General features: G+C 75.2%; 13 protein-coding genes. 7 read left to right on the top strand and 6 right to left on the bottom strand.

Annotated features, from left to right (window positions below):
* Nucleotides 1-47 precede the first annotated feature (47 nt).
* The 5 genes from HCK00_RS16660 (at nt 48) to HCK00_RS16640 (ending at nt 6,877) form a co-directional block, all read left to right on the top strand.
* Complete coding sequence (locus HCK00_RS16660; RefSeq protein WP_168102758.1) at nt 48-1,412, top strand: ABC transporter substrate-binding protein; 1,365 nt, start codon at nt 48-50, stop codon at nt 1,410-1,412.
* A gap of 160 nt (nt 1,413-1,572) precedes the next feature.
* The gene (locus tag HCK00_RS16655) at nt 1,573-2,898 is read left to right on the top strand and encodes a pectate lyase family protein (protein WP_168102757.1); all 1,326 of its coding nucleotides are present in this window, start codon (nt 1,573-1,575) and stop codon (nt 2,896-2,898) included.
* A 298-nt stretch (nt 2,899-3,196) separates the two neighbouring features.
* Nucleotides 3,197-4,789 carry an aldehyde dehydrogenase (NADP(+)) gene (locus HCK00_RS16650; protein WP_168102756.1) on the top strand — a complete coding sequence of 531 codons (1,593 nt, stop codon included), beginning with the start codon at nt 3,197-3,199 and terminating at the stop codon, nt 4,787-4,789.
* 234 nt (nt 4,790-5,023) lie between these two features.
* On the top strand, nt 5,024-5,683 hold the full coding sequence (locus tag HCK00_RS16645) for a GntR family transcriptional regulator (protein ID WP_168102755.1): 660 nt from the start codon (nt 5,024-5,026) through the stop codon (nt 5,681-5,683).
* Between the two features lie 129 nt (nt 5,684-5,812).
* A complete protein-coding gene (locus HCK00_RS16640; protein ID WP_168102754.1) occupies nt 5,813-6,877 on the top strand; it encodes an aminotransferase class V-fold PLP-dependent enzyme in 1,065 nt (354 codons plus the stop codon).
* Between the two features lie 222 nt (nt 6,878-7,099).
* On the opposite strand, the gene thpD is transcribed toward HCK00_RS16640, so the two are convergent.
* From thpD to ectA, 4 genes are all read right to left on the bottom strand, one after another.
* On the bottom strand, nt 7,100-7,999 hold the full coding sequence (thpD, locus tag HCK00_RS16635; protein ID WP_168102753.1) for an ectoine hydroxylase: 900 nt from the start codon (nt 7,997-7,999) through the stop codon (nt 7,100-7,102).
* Between the two features lie 63 nt (nt 8,000-8,062).
* Nucleotides 8,063-8,467, bottom strand: coding sequence for an ectoine synthase (locus HCK00_RS16630; protein WP_168102752.1), 405 nt, complete (start codon nt 8,465-8,467; stop codon nt 8,063-8,065).
* A 168-nt stretch (nt 8,468-8,635) separates the two neighbouring features.
* Nucleotides 8,636-9,904 (bottom strand): diaminobutyrate--2-oxoglutarate transaminase, encoded by a 1,269-nt coding sequence (ectB, locus tag HCK00_RS16625; RefSeq protein WP_168102751.1) that lies wholly within the window; start codon nt 9,902-9,904, stop codon nt 8,636-8,638.
* Between the two features lie 99 nt (nt 9,905-10,003).
* Nucleotides 10,004-10,567 (bottom strand): diaminobutyrate acetyltransferase, encoded by a 564-nt coding sequence (ectA, locus tag HCK00_RS16620; RefSeq protein ID WP_206320455.1) that lies wholly within the window; start codon nt 10,565-10,567, stop codon nt 10,004-10,006.
* 539 nt (nt 10,568-11,106) lie between these two features.
* Between ectA and HCK00_RS16615 the strand changes: the two genes are divergently transcribed.
* Both HCK00_RS16615 and HCK00_RS16610 read left to right on the top strand, forming a co-directional pair.
* Nucleotides 11,107-12,204, top strand: coding sequence for an amidohydrolase family protein (locus tag HCK00_RS16615; RefSeq protein ID WP_311765358.1), 1,098 nt, complete (start codon nt 11,107-11,109; stop codon nt 12,202-12,204).
* Between the two features lie 633 nt (nt 12,205-12,837).
* A complete protein-coding gene (locus HCK00_RS16610; RefSeq protein WP_168102749.1) occupies nt 12,838-13,839 on the top strand; it encodes an SCO1860 family LAETG-anchored protein in 1,002 nt (333 codons plus the stop codon).
* Between the two features lie 177 nt (nt 13,840-14,016).
* Here the strand turns inward: HCK00_RS16610 and cobC are convergent, their stop codons facing one another.
* Together cobC and HCK00_RS16600 are read right to left on the bottom strand one after the other, a co-directional pair.
* A complete protein-coding gene (gene cobC, locus HCK00_RS16605; protein ID WP_311765357.1) occupies nt 14,017-15,447 on the bottom strand; it encodes an Rv2231c family histidinol phosphate aminotransferase CobC in 1,431 nt (476 codons plus the stop codon).
* On the bottom strand, nt 15,444-16,799 hold the full coding sequence (locus HCK00_RS16600; protein ID WP_311765356.1) for a cobyrinic acid a,c-diamide synthase CobB: 1,356 nt from the start codon (nt 16,797-16,799) through the stop codon (nt 15,444-15,446). Before HCK00_RS16600 ends, cobC begins: the two co-directional genes overlap by 4 nt.
* Nucleotides 16,800-16,835: the final 36 nt, after the last annotated feature.

Raw genomic sequence — 16,835 nt, 5'->3', positions numbered from 1 at the left:
CCATCCGTGAACGCCGATGGGAACGTCCCGATCAAGGAGCCGACACCATGACGACACGCACACCCCGCACACGGACCGCGGGAAGACGAGCGATACGCCGGCCGGCCGCGGCCGTCGCCCTCGTCACCGCCCTCGCCCTCACCGCCGGCGCCTGCGGGGGCGATTCCGGCGAGGCGGCCGGGGGAGAGGGGGACGGCAAGGGCACCATCGAGTTCTGGGACAACAACGGCGGCGTCCGCACCCCGGTCTGGAAGAAGATCATCGCGGCGTTCGAGAAGAAGTACCCGGACATCACGGTGAAGTACGTGCCGGTGCCCATCACCGACGTGCAGTCGAAGTACGACACGGCGATCGCCGGCGGGGGGCTGCCGGACGTCGGCGGCGTCGGCACCGCGTACCTGGCCAACATGGTGGCGCAGAACGCGCTGGAGCCGGTCGGCGACCGGATCGAGTCCGGCGCCCTGAAGGGCAAGCTCTCCCCGGGCATGGTGGAGAGCGTCCGGGCGGCGGGCGGCGAGGGCGAGGAGATGTTCTCCGTGCCGACCTCCGCCAACCAGAGCGTCCTGTGGTACCGCGAGGACCTCTTCGACCAGGCCGGCCTCGACGCCCCCGAGGACTGGGACGCCTTCTACGAGGCGGCGGAGGAACTCAGCGACCAGGGGAGGAACCGGTTCGGCTTCACCATCCGCGGCGGCGCCGGCTCCATCGCCCAGGCCCTCGACATGATGTACGCCCAGTCGGGGGTCGACACCTTCTGGAAGGGCGACAAGACCACCGTCAACGCCCCGGAGAACGTCGAGGCGCTGGAGCGGTACGCCGGGCTGTACAAGAAGGCCACCCCCGCCGCCGACCTCAACAACGACTTCACCAAGATGGTCGCCCAGTTCGACAGCGGCGACATCGGGATGCTGCTGCACAACCTCGGCTCCTACACCGACCATGTGAAGGCGTTCGGCGAGGAGAAGATCGCCGGCATTCCGCTGCCGCCCTCCCGGAAGGGCGCGCCGCGCACCGTCCCCTCTCAGCCGGTCGACGGGCTCGGCCTGTTCCGTGACAGCGACAACAAGGCGGCGGCCTGGAAGTTCATCGAGTTCGCCGCCTCCCACGAGATGAACAGCCTCTGGAACGAGGAGGCCGGCTCCATCCCGTCCAACACCGACGCCGCCGGCGACGCGTGGATCGAGGAGGCGGCCCCCGTGAAGGCGGCCGTGGAGGCCGTCAACGACCCCCGGGCGAAGACCGTCCAGCTGCCCTACTACCTCCCCGACTGGAACTCCGTCAGCAAGGCCGACAACGAGCCGGCCTTCCAGAAGCTGCTGCTCGGCGAGATGACGGCCCAGGAGTTCGCGGACCGGCTCGCGAAGGACCTCAACGAGGCCCAGGCGGAGTGGAAGGAGCAGCGGAAGGAGTGAGCCCGTGACGGCGGAACCGCCGCCGCGGCCCCGCTGCCACCCGCACCGCCGCCGGGCTCCGCGCCCGGGACCCGGCGGTGGGCCGGCGGCGGGCGGGGCCGCGCGCGCGTCCGGCCCGGCCACGAACCGAACGATCCCGCACCCCCGTTGAGGAGTTCCCATGCCCGTGAGATCACGTCCCGCCCGAGTGGCCGGCGCCGCGGCGCTCTGCGGCGTCCTGCTCGGCCTCGCCGCCCTGCCCGCCTCGGCCGCGGGGCCGCCGGCCGGCCGCGGCGACCGTCCGGTCCTGCCCGCCGGTGACGGCTGGGGATCGGCCGAGGGCGGTACGACCGGCGGCGCGGCGGCCGACGCGGACCACGTCTTCACCGTCCGCACCCGGGCCGAGCTCGCCGCCGCCCTCGGCGACGGCGACCCCACCCCCAAGATCATCCGCGTGGCCGGCCCGATCGACGCCAACACCGACCCCGCGGGGAACCCCCTGACCTGCGAGGACTACGCGACCGACGGCTACACCCTGGACGGCTACCTCGCCGCCTACGACCCGGAGACCTGGGGCGACGCGGACCCCTCCGGCCCGCTGGAGGAGGCGCGCGCCGCCTCCGCCGCCCGCCAGGCCGAGCGCGTCAAACTCACGGTGGGCTCCAACACCACCATCCTCGGGACCGGGAAGGACGCGCGGCTGCTCGGCGCCAGCCTCCAGGTCACGGGCGCGGAGAACGTCGTCGTCCGGGGCGTCACCTTCGAGGACGCCTACGACTGCTTCCCGCAGTGGGACCCCACCGACGGCGACACGGGCAACTGGAACTCCGAGTACGACAACCTCGTCGTCCACGGATCGCGCCACGTCTGGGTGGACCACAACACCTTCACCGACGGCCGCCGCCCGGACGCCGAACAGCCCCACTACTTCGGCCGGATCTTCCAGCAGCACGACGGCGAGCTGGACATCGTGCGCGGCGCCGACCTGGTCACCGTCTCCTGGAACGTCTTCGCCGACCACGACAAGACCCTGCTGATCGGCAACAGCGACAGCGCGGGCGGCACCGACCGGGGCCGGCTGCGGGTGACCTTCCACCACAACCTCTTCCGCGATGTGCTGGAGCGGGCGCCCCGGGTCCGCTTCGGCCAGGTCGACGTCTACAACAACCACTACCTCACCACGCGGGAATCCGCCGGGAAGTACGGCTACGCCTGGGGCGTCGGCTTCGAATCCCGGCTCGTCGCCGAGCACAACGCCTTCACCCTGCCCGCCTCCGTGGACCGGGCGAAGGTGATCAAGAGCTGGAAGGGCACGGCGCTGACCGAGCGGAACAACTACGTGGGCGGCCGTCCCCTGGACCTGCTCGCCGTCCACAACGCCGGGGTGCCCGAGGAGCACCTCGGCGACGACGCCGGCTGGACGCCCGTCCTGCGACCGCGCGTGGATCACCCGGCGGCGGTCCCGGCGCTGGTGGAGCGCGGGGCCGGGGCGCACCGGCTGCGCTGAGCCCCGGGGAGCGGTACCGCCGCGCGGCCTGTTCCGGGCCGTGCGGCGGCCCCCCGGGGGGGCCGGCCCGGGCGGGGCGGTGGCCGGGCGGCCGGGAGCGGGGCGTGGTGGCGGCGCGGCGCCACGGGCACCGGCCGGCCTTGACCCCTTCCCGGCGCCGGAAATAGGGTCCGTAACCCAGATCGGCATTCAGTATCCAGGACAGTGTTCAGCATCCCGAACGAGACTGGCCTCTTCCCCGGAGCGCACGGGGTGCGGCGGGGGACGGTACCGGGCGGGACGAACCGGAGGGACCGCGGTGGCAACAGCAGTGTGGAGCGTCGATCCCCGGACCGGGAAGCGCCGGGAGGAGGTGGCCACCGAGGCCACGCCCGCGGAGGTGGACCAGGCCGTCCGCGCGGCGCACGCGGCGCGCCCCGCCCTCGCCGACCGCGCCGTGCGCGCCGCCTTCCTGCGCACCGCCGCGGACCTGCTGGACGAGGCGGGGGAGCGGGTCGTCGAGGCATCCGACGCGGAGACCGCGCTCGGCCCCGGCCGGCTCACCGGTGAGCTGGCCCGGACGACCTACCAGCTCCGGGCGTTCGCGGACCTGGTCGACGAGGGCGCCTTCCTCGGGGTCATGATCGACCGCCCGGACCCGGACCTGAAGCCCATACCCCGACCCGACCTGCGCCGCTACAAGGTGCCGATCGGCGTCGTCGCCGTCTACGCGGCCAGCAACTTCCCGCTCGCCTTCTCGGTGCCCGGCGGTGACACCGCCAGCGCCCTCGCCGCCGGCTGCCCCGTCGTCGTCAAGGCCCACCCGGACCACCCGGCGACCTCGGAGCTCTGCGCCTCCGTGCTGCGCCGGGCCGCCGAGCGCCACGGGCTGCCGCCCGGTGTCGTCGGGCTGGTGCACGGGTTCGACGCCGGGGTCGAACTGGTGCGGCACCCGCTGGTCGCCGCGGCCGGGTTCACCGGCTCGGTGCGCGGCGGACGGGCGCTGTTCGACGCCGCCGCGGCCCGCCCGGTGCCGATCCCGTTCCACGGTGAGCTGGGCAGCCTCAACCCGGTGGTGGTCACCGAGGCCGCGGCCGAGGAACGCGCCGCCGAGATCGGCTCCGGACTCGCCGGTTCCATGACGCTCGGCACCGGGCAGTTCTGCGTCAAGCCCGGCCTGGTGCTCGCCCCCGCCGGCGAGGCCGGCGACCGGCTGCTGGACGCGCTCACCGACGCCGTCAGCGCCACCGACCCCGGGGTGCTGCTGGACTCCCGGATGCGGGACAACTTCGTCGCCGGGGTCCGCGAACGGCTCGGACTGCCCGAGGTGGAGAGCCCGGTGACCCCCGGCGGCAGCGGTGAGCTGGCCGTGAGCGCCGGATTCCTCACCGTGCCCGCGGCCCGTCTCGCCGAAGAGGGCGGCAAGGCCGGCGACGGCGGGACGGGCGGGGACGGCGGGAACGGCGGGGATGGCGGGGAGGGCCACGAACTGCTGCTGGAGGAGTGCTTCGGCCCGGTCACCGTCGTCGCCCGCTACACCGGCGAGGACGAGGTGCTCGCCGTGCTGGACCGGCTGCCGGGCAACCTCACCGCCACCGTCCATGTCGGCGAGCGGGAGGCGGCGGAGGAGGACGGCACCGGGGCGCGGCTGCTCGCCGGGCTCACCCCGCTGGCCGGCCGGCTGCTGGTCAACGGCTGGCCCACCGGCGTCGCCGTGGCCCCCGCGCAGCACCACGGCGGTCCGTACCCGGCCACCACCTCCACGTCCACCTCGGTCGGCGCCACCGCCGTCGAGCGGTGGCTGCGCCCCGTGGCCTACCAGAACACGCCGCCCGCCCTGCTCCCGCCGGAGCTGCGGGACGACAACCCGCTGGGCCTCCCGCGCCTGGTGGACGGCGCTCCCGAGCGCTGACGGACAGCGGCCCCGAGGGGGCGCCCGGACCCCGCGTGACGCCCCGGCGCCACCCGCCCCGGCGGGCGGAGCCGGGGCCCGCTCACCGGTTCGGCGTAAGCGCCGCGACAGGGCGCACGGGCCTGCCGGGCGCCGGGGGTGCCGTCAGGAGCCCGGCGGCATCCCGCCGCCCGGGCCGGCCCCGGGCCGGGCGCCGGGGATGCCGCCCGGCGGCGCGTCCGGACAATGGGGGGCATGAGCGAAGGCGCCTCCGTCGAGCACCGGGCGTACGACGCGGTCCGGACCGGGCTGGCGGAGCGCCGCTACACCGAGGGCCAGATGCTCTCCACGGAGGCCGTCGCCGCGGAGAGCGGGCTGCCCGTCTCCGCCGTCCGGACCGCCTTCGAACGGCTGTCCGAGGAGAAGGCCCTCCAGCTCTACCCCGGCCAGGGAGCGCTCGTGCTCTCGCTCGACCTGCCGTACGCCCGTGCCGTCATGGAGGCCAGGCTCCTGCTGGAGATCTTCGCGATCGACTCCGTGGTCGCCCGCGGCCGGGAGGAGGCGCGCCGGCTGGGCCGGGAACTGGCCGGCATCGTCAGTGATGTGGAGAACGCGCAGGAGGTGCTGGACCAGGGGCGGCGGTTCCACCTGCGGCTGGTCGAGGCGGCCGGGAACTCGGTGGTCATGCGCATGCAAGAGGTCCTCTGGGAGCGCGGCCTGTACGTGGCCGCCGCCTCCACCACCGGCCCGGGGGTGCGCGAGCAGAACGTGGCGGAGCACCGGGCCATCGCCGAGGCCCTCGCCCGCGGCGAGGGGGCGCGGGCGAGGCGCCTGGTCCACGAGCACGTCTCCGCCATCCTGCGCCGGGTCGGGGTCGGCGAGGACCTGGCACTGCCCCGGCCCGCCGACACCTGAGGCTGCGCGGTCCCGGGGCGGGGCACCGTCCCGGCGGTGGGCACCGGGCGCCCGGTACCCCGGTGATCTGACGGCCCGGTGACCCGGCGGCCCGTGGACGGGAGGGGATCCGCCCCGCAGAGTAGGGGCATGGAAACCGGTCCGGGTGGCGCCCACTTCGCCCCGAGTACGACGTATCTCAACACCGCCTCGATGGGGCTGCTGCCGCGCGCGGCGGTGGCCGTCCTGCGGGACGCCGCCGACGGCCTCGCGGCCGGCCGGCCCTCGCCGGAGCTGGGGTTCCCCTCGGTGAACGCCACCCGGGAGAGCTTCGCGCGGCTGGCCGGGGTCGCGCCCGAGCGGGTGGCCACCTCCGGCGCGGTCGCGGTCCACACCGGGCTGATCGCCTCCTCGCTGCCCGAGGGCGCCGAAGTCCTCGTCGCCGACGGCGACTTCAGCTCCCTGATCAACCCCTTCGCCCTGCGCCCCGGCCTCAAGCTGCGCAGTGTGGAACTGGGGGACCTGGCCGGCGCGGTCCGCCCCGGCACCGCGCTGGTCGCCGTCAGCGCCGTCCAGTCCGCCGACGGCCGGATCGCCGATCTCGCCGCGATCCGGGAGGCGGCCCGTGCCCACGGGGCCCGCACGCTGATCGACACCACCCAGTCCGCCGGCTGGCTGCCGCTGGACGCGGGCGCGTTCGACTTCACCGTCACCGGCGGCTTCAAGTGGCTGCTCGCGCCCCGCGGGGTCTCCTTCCTCACCGTGCCCGAGGACTTCGGCGGGCTGCGGCCGGTCTTCGCCGGCTGGACGGCGGGGGAGGACCCCTGGGCGAGTACCTACGGCCCGGTCGGGGAACTCGCCCGGACCGCACGCCGGTTCGACGAGAGCCACGCGCTGCTGTCGTATCTCGCCGCCCCGCACTGCCTCGCCGTCATCGAGGAGACCGGGCCGGAGGTGATACGCGCGCACAACCTGGCGCTCGCCGCCCGCTTCCGGGCCGGGCTGGCGGAGCTGGGCCACGAACCGGTGGACGCGCCGGGCTCCGCGATCGTGGCGGTGCCCGGGCTGGGCCACGCCGAGGAGACGCTGGCCGCGGCGGAGATCCTGGTCTCCGTCCGGGCCGGCAACCTGCGGGCGGCCTTCCACCTCTACAACACCGCCGCCGACGTGGACCGGCTGCTGGACGTGCTCTCCGCCCTGCCGGCCCGCGGCTGACGGACGGCGGGCGGGGCGGACGGCGGGCGGGGCGGCCGGACGCGCCGCCCGCCGCGAGCCCGGGCCCGCCGACGGCCCCGCCGGGATATGAGGCCCGGCGGGGCCGCTGACGTCTCTCACCCGGTGGGAGCCCGGTCCGGACGGTGAGCCGTGCCGCCCCCGGTGGGGGAGGCCGGGGCCCGGACCCAGGTCACACCCTGCGAGCTCCGGGTCGTGCGGTGATCAGTGCACCGGGGTGAAGTCCCGCGCGCCGAGGAAGTCCGGCCGGGGGACGGGCGCCGCGAACGGCTCCACCGCGGTGTTCTCCACGCTGTTGAAGACGATGAAGACGTTGCTGCGCGGGAACGGGGTGATGTTGTCACCCGAGCCGTGCATGCAGTTGCAGTCGAACAGCGTCGCCGAACCGGCCTTGCCGGTGAACAGCTTGATGCCGTGTTTCTCGGCGAAGCCGGAGAGCGCCTCGTCCGAGGGGGTGCCCGCGTCCTGCATCTGGAGCGAGCGCTTGTAGTTGTCCTTCGGGGTCTCGCCGGAGCAGCCGAGGAAGGTCTTGTGCGACCCCGGCATGATCATGAGGCCGCCGTTGGTGTCGTAGTTCTCGGTCAGCGCGATCGAGATGGACACCGTGCGCATGTTCGGCAGGCCGTCCTCGGCGTGCCAGGTCTCGAAGTCCGAGTGCCAGTAGAAGCCGCTGGCGCCGAAGCCGGGCTTGACGTTGATCCGGCTCTGGTGGACGTAGACGTCCGAGCCGAGGATCTGCCGGGCGCGGCCGACCACGCGCGGATCGCGCACCAGTTCGGCGAAGACTTCGCTGATCTTGTGCACTTCGAAGACCGAGCGGACCTTCTGGGACTTCGGTTCCACGATGGAGCGCTCGTCCGCCTTCACCCCCGCGTCGGTGACCAGCCGGTCCAGTTCGGCGCGGTACCGGTCCACCTCCTCGGGGGTGATCAGCTGGTCGACGGTCAGGAAGCCGTCACGGTCGAAGCCGGTGAGCTCGGTCTCGGAGATCGGCCCCGGGGTGCCGGGCGCCGACCAGACGACCGGGTCCACGCGCGGCGTGGCGACCTCGGTGGCGCCGCGGGTCGGATAGAGATCCGTCGTCCGCTCGGGTGCGGTGGTCATGGTGGAGCACCTTCTCCTCTCGTGATGTCCTTGCTCCTTGTCCGCTTCCCCGTGGGGCGCGGTTCAGCCCTCGTCGTCCTCCGTCAACAGGGGGTAGACGCCGTTCTCGTCGTGGTCCTCACGGCCGGTGACCGGCGGGTTGAAGACGCAGACGCAGCGGAAGTCCGTCTTGGGCCGCATGGTGTGGCGCTCGTGCCCGTCCAGCAGGTACATGGTGCCGGGCTCGATCCAGTGCTTCTCGCCCGTCTCCTCGTTGGTGAGCTCCGCCTCGCCCTCCACGCAGAGGACGGCCTCGACGTGGTTGGCGTACCACATCCTGGTCTCGGTGCCCGCGTAGAGCGTGGTCTCGTGGAGGGAGAAACCCACCCGCTCCTTGGCGAGGAGGATGCGCTTGCTCTCCCAGGTGCCCGACTTCGCCTTGATGTGCCGGTCGGTGCCCTCGATCTCCTTGAGCGATCGGACGATCACGATGTGCTGCCTTTCTGTGCTCTTCTCGGCGCGACGCGCTGTCACGCGGCGTCACGCGCTCAGGACGCGGGGGCGCGGCGGTGTGCCGCCGGTGGTCCCGCGGGGTGCGGTGCGGTGCCGCATCCGGCGGGGCGGCCCGCGCCGGGCCGCCCCGCCGGATGCCGGTGCTCAGACGGTCTCGCGCACCGCGCGGGCGAGGATCCGCAGGCCCTCGTCCAGCTCCTCGGGGGTGGTGGTCAGGGCGGGGAGCAGCTTGACCACCTCGCTCTGCGGGCCGGAGGTCTCCAGCAGCAGACCGAGGTCGAAGGCGCGCTTGCAGATCTCCCCGGCCTGGGCCGCCTCGGTGAACTCCAGGCCCCAGACCAGGCCGCGGCCGCGGTGGGAGACGCCGGCCCCGGGGTGCTCCTCGACGATCGCCCGCAGGGCCTGCTCGACCTGCTCGCCGCGGGCGATGGTCTGCTTCTCCATCTGGCCGTCGGCCCAGTAGGTGTCGAGGGCGGCGGTGGCGGTGACGAACGCGGGGTTGTTGCCGCGGAAGGTGCCGTTGTGCTCGCCGGGCTCCCAGACGTCCAGCTCGGGCTTGAACAGCGCCAGCGACATCGGGAGGCCGTAGCCGCTGATGGACTTCGACAGGGTGACGATGTCCGGGGTGATGCCGGCTTCCTCGAAGGAGAAGAAGGCGCCGGTGCGGCCGCAGCCCATCTGGATGTCGTCGACGATCAGCAGCATGTCGCGGCGGTGGCACAGGTCGGCCAGGGCGCGCAGCCACTCCGGGCGGGCGACGTTGATGCCGCCCTCGCCCTGGATGGTCTCGACGATCACCGCGGCCGGCTGGTTGAGCCCGGAGCCCTGGTCCTCCAGGAGCCGCTCGAACCACAGGAAGTCCGGGATCTGGCCGTCGAAGTAGTTGTCGAAGGGCATCGGGGTGCCGTGCACCAGCGGGATGCCGGCGCCGGCCCGCTTCATGGAGTTGCCGGTGACGGCGAGCGCGCCCAGCGACATGCCGTGGAAGGCGTTGGTGAAGGAGACGATCGCCTCCCGGCCCTTGACCTTGCGGGCCAGCTTGAGGGCGGCCTCGACCGCGTTGGTGCCCGTCGGGCCCGGGAACATGACCTTGTACGGCAGGTCACGCGGGCGCAGGATCGCGTTCTGGAAGGACTCCAGGAAGGCCCGCTTGGCCGTGGTGCCCATGTCGAGGCCGTGGGTGACCCCGTCCCGCTCCAGGTAGTCCAGCAGGGCCCGTTTGAGCACGGGGTTGTTGTGGCCGTAGTTCAGGGCCCCGGCCCCGGAGAAGAAGTCGAGGTAGGTGTGGCCGTCCTCGTCGTACATGTGGCTGCCCTTGGCCCGGTCGAAGACGGCGGGCCAGCCGCGGCAGTAGCTGCGGACCTCGGACTCGAGGCTTTCGAAGACGCTCAGGGCGGGCGGGGTGATGGTCACAACGGGCTCCTGGGAGTGTGAGACGGCGTGAGGAAAGCTGGGGCTGGGGACGACAGGGCTCGGGCAGGCGCCGGGGGCGGGTGTGCCACCCGGCCGCGGTCAGTGCGGGGCCGCCGCCCACGGCAGCGGGCCGATCCGGTACAGCACCTCCGGCAGGTGCCCCTCCTCGGGGAAGAGGCCGGGATCGAACAGCACCTCCTGGTCCACGGCGGCGCCGTGCCGCTCGGCGAACGAGGTGAAGAGGCGGTTCGAGGCCGTGTTGTCGGGGGTGATCGTGGTCTCCACGCGGCGGATGCCCTTCTCCCGGGCGACCCGTTCGGTCAGCCCGTCGAGGAGGGCGCCGGCCAGGCCGCGCCCACGCATGCTCCCGTCGACGGCCACCTGCCAGACGACGAGGGTCTCGGGGGCCTCGGGGCGGAGGTACCCGGTGACGAAGCCGACCGGCTCACCGGTGTCACCCCGTGCCACCACGGAGGTGGCGGCGAAGTCGCGGCACCACAGGAGGTAGCTGTACGAGGAGTTGAGGTCGAGCACACGGGAGTCGCGGGCGATGCGCCAGATCGCGGCTCCGTCCTCGACGCGAGGCGTGTCGAGCTTCAGTCCTTCCGGCATTTCCAGGAATGGGGTCCGAGGGCCTGCGTGGTCTGCTTGCGCGGCGGTCATGCGTATTCAATTTACCGAGCAAAAAACAAAAATGCATCGAGGTGGGGGGTTACCCGGAAGGGGGGTCCTGTGTTATTCGGGCGCGACCGCGCGCGGGCACGGAACCCCTGAAAATTGCCCGCTTTTGTCCACTCTTTCCCGGAGGAAACGGGCGCCCTGTTGATCGGGTCACATGTCTATAACGACCCAGGTGGGGGGTGCGGTCGTGGCCCGCGAGGACTGTGAGGAATCCGTGTGTTTGAGGTACGGAAAAGCGGGAAGAAGATTGCGGGAACCTATGCGGTTCGAAGAACAGAGAATGCTGTTACGGAGAACATAGCGCCAATGCACGAATGTGTCATCAGCCTCATCCGGCGCAGCGGCGCCGGGTTCTCTCCGGAGCGCTCGCCGCGGCTCTCTTTTCCGGCGGCGGTGCCGTTCCCCTCACCCGCCGTCCGCCCCGCGCCCCGGCTCCCCGCCGGCTCCGGGCGCCCCCGAGGCGCGGCACCCCGTGCAGTCCCCGGCGCCCGCCGCCCCGGACGGTGGACGGGGAGACCGGCGTGAGCGGCGGCGAGGTGCTGCGCCTCCCGGGCCGGGTGCTCACCGGGCCCGGCCCGGACGACGTGCGGGACGGTCTCTGGGTGATCGGGGGGTGGATCACCTACGAACGCCCGGCCGGCGCCCGGGACGTCACCACCCTCCCCGGCTGGGTCCTCCCGGGCCTCGTCGACGCCCACTGCCATGTCGGCCTCGACGCCCACGGCGCGGTCGACCACCCCACGAGTGAGAAGCAGGCCCTGGCCGACCGGGACGCCGGGACGCTGCTGATCCGCGACGCGGGCTCGCCCGCCGACACCCGCTGGATCGACGACCGCGAGGACCTGCCGCGGATCATCCGCGCCGGCCGCCACATCGCCCGCACCCGCCGCTACATCCGCAACTTCGCCCACGAGATCGAGCCCGGCGATCTGACGGCCTATGTCGCCCGGGAGGCGCGCCGCGGTGACGGCTGGGTCAAGCTGGTCGGCGACTGGATCGACCGCGACGCCGGTGACCTGGCCCCCTGCTGGCCCCGGGGCGAGGCCGAGGCCGCCATCGCCGAGGCGCACCGGCTCGGCGCCCGGGTCACCGCCCACTGCTTCGCCGAGGACTCCCTGCGGGACCTGGTGGAGGCGGGCATCGACTGCGTCGAACACGCCACCGGGCTGACCGAGGAGACGATCCCTCTCTTCGCCGAGCGCGGGGTCGCCATCGTGCCCACCCTCGTCAACATCGCCACCTTCCCGCGGCTCGCCGAGGCCGGGCAGGGGAAGTTCCCCCGCTGGGCGGCGCACATGCGGCGGCTGCACGCCCGCCGCCACGACACCGTGCGCGCCGCGTACGACGCGGGCATCCCGGTCTTCACCGGCACCGACGCGGGCGGTTCCCTGCCGCACGGGCTGATCGCGTCCGAGGTCGCCGAACTGGTCACGGCGGGCCTCCCCGCGCGGGCCGCGCTCTCCGCCGCGACCTGGGGCGCGCGGGAGTGGCTCGGGCGCCCCGGGCTCACCGAGGGCGCGCCGGCCGACCTCGTGATCTACGAGGAGGACCCCCGGGCGGACATCCGCGTCCTGGGCTCGCCCCGGTACGTGGTGCTGCGGGGGCGTGTCCTGCGCTGAACGCGCGCCGCGGGCCGGTGCCACCCCGGTTCCCGGCCGGGGGTGGCGGCTCCCGGGCGGGCGTGCGCGGGAGCGCTCGCGGAGCGGTGGGGGGCCACGGGGGCCACGGGGGCGCGAACGTGGACGGTGCGGCCGGCCGGAGGCGCGGCGCGGTGCGCGGAGCCGGGCATGCCCGGCGGCTCGGCCCGCGCGGCAGCGGACGCGCGGGACCGGGCGGTGCCGCGCCCGCCCCCGTGCCCGGCGTCCGGGAAGCGGCGATCGCCGGGCCCGGCCGCCCTCCGGGCCCGGCCGCCCTCCGGGCGCGCCGCACGCTCTGCGCCTTCTGCGGTTCTCCGTGGTCTTTCGCGCACGGACCACCGGTGGCCCGGCCGGCGGTGCGTCCGGAGGGCGTGGAGGCGGCGGATCCGGGGAGCGCCGGGGCCGTACCGCCGCCGGGGACACCGGCGGACCTGGCGGGCCGTGCCCGTGGCATGTGTCGAACACACGGACAGAAACCTCCCGAACGGGTGAACTCCCCCTAACGGGCCCTAAGTTCGCCGACAGTACGTAAGTATGCGTGGCGTCGAGGTCGCCGCGCCGAGCCCTCCCGGGGTGCGCCGGTGACCGCCATTTCTCCTGTGGGGGTTCCACACCGTGAACAGCACTGCCTTCGTCCCGCCCGCCCGCCGTACGGCCGCCGCGCTGGCGGTCGCCGCCCTGACCGCCGGCCCGGTGTTCCTGGCCGGCGCCGCGCCCGCGTACGCCTCCGGGGACGCGGCCGCGGGCGAGGGGACGGCCCGGGCCACCGTGCTCCGCACCGAGCTGGGCGTCTCCCTGCTCGACAGCGTCCGGGTCCCGCTGAACGCCACGCTCAACGAGGTCGTGGCGCCCGCCTCCGCCCGGGAGACCCTGCTGAACGCCCGGGTGGACGGCGCCCACGGCGGCGCGCCGCTGCGGGTCTTCGAGGCCGATGTGGCCACCGCCGACGCCCGGACGGAGGGGCGGACGGCACAGGGGCGCGCCCACCTGGTGAACGCGCGGGTGCACGTCCCGGGTCTCCCGGCGCGGGCGCTGATCGAGGTCGAGAAGGTCACGGCCACCGCGGTGTGCGCGGCGGGTGAGCGGCCCACCGCCCAGGCGGACGTGCCGGGCCGGGTGACGGTCCTCGGGCAGCGCATCACCCTCCGTTCCGAGGGCACCACCACCGCCGAGGTGCCCGGGCTCGGCACGGTCCGCCTCGACCTGGCCGAGACCGCGACCACCGCGCGGACCGCCGCGGCCACGGCGCTGAAGCTCCAGGTGTCCGTCACACCGGAGAAGCTGAACGTCGCCTCCGTCGAGGGCACCGTCACCCTGGCCGCGGCCGGCTGCGAGACCCCGGGCGGCGGTGGCGGCACCGGTGGTGGGGACAGCGCCGGTGGTGACAGTGGCGGCTCCGGCGGCTCCGGGAGCGGCGGCAAGGCCCCGCAGACCGGCGGCGAGGCCACCGAGGCCTCCGGAGCGACGGGCGCGGCCTCGGGCGGCGGTGACCACCTCGCCGCGACCGGCGGTGACTCCCGGACGCCGTATCTGGCGGGCGGTGCCGTGGCGCTGCTGGCGGCCGGTGGCGGCGCGGTGTTCCTGGCCCGCAAGCGGGCCGCGGCCCGGCGCGGCTGAACCATCCCGGGCCCGGGGCCTTCCGCTCCGGGCCCGGTCGCCTCTCCCGGGGAGCGCCGGGACCCGGGCGGGCCCGGACGGTGCGGAGAACGGCCCGGACCGCGCGGATGCCGGTCCGGACCCGCTCGGACCCGCCCGGTGCGGGTGACGGCGCGGGGCCCGGGCCGGGCGCTCCGGTCAGCGGCCGGTGAGTGCGTGGGCCAGGGCCGCCGCGAAGCGGTCCGTGGTCTCCGGGTCCCGGACGGTGATCCGGAGCCAGTCCGCGCCCAGGCCCGGGAACGTGTCCCCGCGCCGCAGGGCGAAGCCCCGGCCGCGCAGCCGTTCCCGGATCGCCGCCGCCCCCGCCAGCCGGACCAGCAGGAAGGGTCCTGCCGCGGGGGTGGTGACGGTGATCTGCGGGAAGCGCGCCAGCCGCTCCAGCAGCACCTCCCGGTCGGCCGCCCCGCGCTCGGCCGCCCGGGCCGCCTCCGCGAGAGCCCGCGGCTCGCAGCAGGCCACCGCCGCCGTCAGCGCGGGCGTGGAGACCGGCCACGGCGGCTGGGCGCGGGCCAGCTCCGCGATCCGCTCCGGCCCGGCCAGGACGTAGCCCACGCGGAGGCCGGCCAGCCCCCAGGTCTTGGTGAGACTGCGCACCACCACCAAGCCCGGCAGATCCGTCCGCCCGGCCAGCGAGTGCCGCTCGCCCGGCACGGCGTCGATGAACGCCTCGTCGACCACGAGCAGCCGCCCCGGCCGGGCCAGCGCCGCCAGCCCCGCGGGGCCGTCCGCCGGATGGAGCACCGAGGTGGGGTTGGTGGGGTTGCCGACCACGACGAGGTCCGCGTCCTCCGGTACGGCGCCGGGGCGGAGCCGGAAGCCCTCCGCGGCGCGCAGCAGCACCCGGTCCACCCGGTGCCCCGCGTCCCGCAAGGCGGCCTCCACCTCCGTGAACTGCGGATGCACCACCACCGGCCGGCGCGGCGCGAACGCCCGTGCGATCAGTGTGAACGCCTCCGCGGCCCCGGCCGTCAGCAGCACCCGCGCCGTGGGCAGCCCGTGCCGCCGGGCGACGGCCTCCCGCGCCGGGCCGCCGTCCGGGTAGGCGGCGAGGGTGGTGAGCGACGCCGCGAGACGCTCCCGCAGCCAGCCCGGCGGCGTTCCCGCCCGGACGTTGACGGCGAGGTCGGTCAGGTCCGAGCCCCGGATCTCGGCGTCGCCGTGGTGCCGGAGGTCGGGCTCCCCGGCCAGGGCCACCGTCACCCGCGGGGCGCGCCGCTTGGGGACCAGCAGCGTGGCGCCGGGGCCCGCGGCGAGGAGGGCCGCCGCCTCGGCGACCCCCGCCGCTCCCACGGTGGCGAGCGCGGCGCCGGAGGGGTGCTCGACGTCCACCGCGGCCAGCTCCCGCGCCGGGTACGCCACCAGCGGCACGCCGAGCCGGGCCGCCGCCGCCCCGAGCCCGGCCTCGTCCGCCTTCGCCTCGGCCGTGGCCAGCAGCGTCACCGCGTCCGGGCGGAGACCGGCCTCCGCCAGCGTCTCCCGGAGCAGCGCCAGCACCTCCGCGGCGCTCACCCCGGCCCGCGCCCCCACCCCGGCCACCAGTGCCGCGGGCCGCTCCCCGGAGCCGGTCACCGGGCGCACCGCCGGACGAGGCGGCGGGCCAGACCCGGGGCGCCCGCCCAGTGCAGATGGAGGTAGGAGGCGTGCACGCCGCCGCGGGAGAACCCCTCGGGGCGCCGCGCGGGATGCTCCACCCGCCAGGCGGGGGTGGGCCCGGCCCCCGGTTCGACCACGGTCCGGTGGAACTCGTGGCCGCGCAGCCGTGTGCCCGCCGGGGCGAGCAGGCTCCCGGCGGGCGCCACGGCCTCGCGGTAGCCGAGGGTCAGCCGCTCCGTCATCCGCGCCTCCGCGTCCAGCACCCCGCACATCGGCCGGCCGTCCAGCGAGCGGGCCAGATACAGCAGCCCGGCGCACTCCGCGGCCACCGGCGCGCCCCGCGCGGCGAGCGCGGCGACCGCCTCGCGCAGCGGTGCGTTGGCGGCGAGTTCGGGCGCGTACACCTCGGGGAAGCCGCCGCCGAGGACCAGCCCGGCGGTGTCCGGCGGCAGTCCCTCGTCGCGCAGCGGGTCGAAGGGGACCACCTCGGCGCCGGCCGCCGTGAGGAGTTCGGTGTGCTCGGCGTAGCCGAAGGTGAAGGCGGGCCCGCCGGCCACGGCCACCACGGGCCGGCCGGGCCCCGGCACCGGCCCGTCTTCCCCGGCCGGCCCCGGCGCCTCCGCCGCCGGGTCCCAGGCCGGGCCGGGCAGCGGCGGGGCGGAGCGGGCCAGGGCGTGCAGGGCCGCCAGATCGCACCCCGCGCGGACCCGTTCGGCCAGGGCGGCCACGGACGCGACCGCCTCGGCCCGCCGCTCGGCGGCCGGCACCAGGCCCAGGTGGCGGGAGGGCGTGCCCGCGTCCGGCGTCCGGCGCAGCGCGCCGAGGACCGGTACCCCGGACCCGTCCAGCGCCTCGCGGAGCAGTTCCTCGTGGCGATCGGAGCCCAGCTTGTTGAGGACGACGCCGGCCAGCCGCACCTCCGGGTCCCAGGAGGCGAAACCGTGCACCAGCGCCGCCACCGAACGGGCCTGCGCGGACGCGTCCACCACGAGCACCACCGGGGCCCGCAGCACCTTCGCCACCTGCGCGGTCGAGGCCAGCTCGCCCCGGCCCACGGCCCCGTCGTACAGGCCCATCACCCCCTCGACGACCGCCAGGTCCGCGCCGGCGGCGCCGTGCAGGAACAGCGGCAGCAGCCGCTCCGGCCCGCAGAGCCAGGCGTCGAGATTGCGGCCCGGGCGGCCGGTGGCGAGCGCGTGGTAGCCCGGGTCGATGTAGTCGGGGCCGACCTTGTGCGGGGAGACGGCCAGGCCCCGGGCGGCGAAGGCGGCCATCAGGCCGGTGGCCACGGTCGTCTTGCCGCTGCCCGAGGCGGGCGCCGCGATCACCAGCCGCGGTACCGCCCGCGCGGCGGCCGGAGCCGT

The sequence above is a fragment of the Streptomyces zingiberis genome, from assembly GCF_012034935.1.
Classification (GTDB): Bacteria; Actinomycetota; Actinomycetes; order Streptomycetales; family Streptomycetaceae; genus Streptomyces; species Streptomyces zingiberis.
This window is presented reverse-complemented; position numbering and strand designations above follow the sequence as displayed.

Bases quoted from the DNA above. Each gene is read 5' to 3' on its own strand.
- HCK00_RS16660 (WP_168102758.1), top strand. From the start codon at position 48: ATGACGACACGCACACCCCGCACACGGACCGCGGGAAGACGAGCGATA.
- HCK00_RS16655 (WP_168102757.1), top strand. From the start codon at position 1,573: ATGCCCGTGAGATCACGTCCCGCCCGAGTGGCCGGCGCCGCGGCGCTC.
- HCK00_RS16645 (WP_168102755.1), top strand. From the start codon at position 5,024: ATGAGCGAAGGCGCCTCCGTCGAGCACCGGGCGTACGACGCGGTCCGG.
- HCK00_RS16640 (WP_168102754.1), top strand. From the start codon at position 5,813: ATGGAAACCGGTCCGGGTGGCGCCCACTTCGCCCCGAGTACGACGTAT.
- thpD (WP_168102753.1), bottom strand. From the start codon at position 7,999: ATGACCACCGCACCCGAGCGGACGACGGATCTCTATCCGACCCGCGGC.
- ectA (WP_206320455.1), bottom strand. From the start codon at position 10,567: ATGACCGCCGCGCAAGCAGACCACGCAGGCCCTCGGACCCCATTCCTG.